1 protein-coding gene and 1 rRNA gene are annotated in these 1,163 nt (G+C 45.2%); one reads left to right on the forward strand and one right to left on the reverse strand.

What is annotated here, in order from left to right:
- Positions 1 to 261: 261 nt before the first annotated feature.
- The gene (locus tag EH243_RS18740; RefSeq protein WP_241235126.1) at positions 262 to 762 is read left to right on the forward strand and encodes a hypothetical protein; all 501 of its coding nucleotides are present in this window, start codon (positions 262 to 264) and stop codon (positions 760 to 762) included.
- 303 nt (positions 763 to 1,065) lie between these two features.
- Here the strand turns inward: EH243_RS18740 and rrf are convergent.
- Positions 1,066 to 1,163: ribosomal RNA gene (gene rrf, locus EH243_RS18450) — 5S ribosomal RNA — on the reverse strand; the annotation flags it as partial.

Consider the following 1,163-nt stretch of genomic DNA (forward strand, 5'->3'; position numbering starts at 1 on the left):
TTGCGTTAAACGCCGTGCTTTCAATGGGTTAATCAAACAGCTCGTCTTGTTTCAGTGACCGTTTCCGGTGGCTGTCTCAAGCGAGGAGGCGCATTCTACACCGGACAGGCAGGGAGTCAACAGGGGCCGCACTAAAAAGTGTTATTTTGATGAAAAACTTCAGTTTAAGGGATATTGCCTAAACTGCACATCATATTAATCTAGATAAGGTTTCATTCCATTAGAAAACAAACTGCATTAGCGATCGCACCAGCTCCCCCCTTGTTTGAGACAAGACTATATCGCTTACCAACCGAACCGGTATTTGGAACTATCACTCAGTTAGGCCTGGCCGCGTTGGTTGGTTGGTTGGTTGGTTGGTTGGTTGGTTGGTTGGTTGGTTGGTTGGTTGGTTGGTTGGTTGGTTGGTTGGTTGGTTGGTTGGTTGGTTGGTTGGTTGGTTGCTATGACAATCGAGGCAGCCAAACCGAGCAAGTTTTAGAATTAAAGCCATTAAATAAACACAACGATCCGATAAAACAATGTGACTATAACTCCATCAAAAAACAACAGCTTCCAACAACATTAAAAATAGCGAAACCAACTTTATACTTCCATATAGATAGATATGCAATAGAGCAAGAAGGCAGTCACCTCCTAGTGACATCGACCATCCTTTTACGATTTCTCTTCCCGAGAATGCCTTCCATGCATAGGCTCTCCCTGAACCTAAAAATAAATATAACTTCCTTTTTGAAATTTTCAAGAAATTTTATTACTTAGGCAATACTCGTCCGGATAAGTGTTTCAGATGATGAAACAAAGCTTTCCCAACTTCCTATAATCACCGCGAAAGAAGCGGCTGATAGGAACGAACCGCACCAGACGACTATTAAGCCCATGCGGTCCAAACCAATCGCTGCCAGAGGCAGCTCCCACAACACAAGATCTAATCTCCCTCCGTAGGAGCCCCTTCTAGGGCCGATAAACCCGAATGGTAGAGTGAGCGCACCGCCCCTAAAACCTAAACGCCAAAAACGAAAAAGCCCCGATCAAACTAATGATCGGGGCTGTCTCTTATTTGAAGCTTGGCGATGACCTACTCTCGCATGGGGAATCCCCACACTACCATTGGCGCTAAGACGTTTCACTTCCGAGTTCGGTAAGGGATCGGGTGGTTCCAT

It is taken from the genome of Amphritea opalescens, assembly GCF_003957515.1.
GTDB lineage: Bacteria > Pseudomonadota > Gammaproteobacteria > Pseudomonadales > Balneatricaceae > Amphritea > Amphritea opalescens.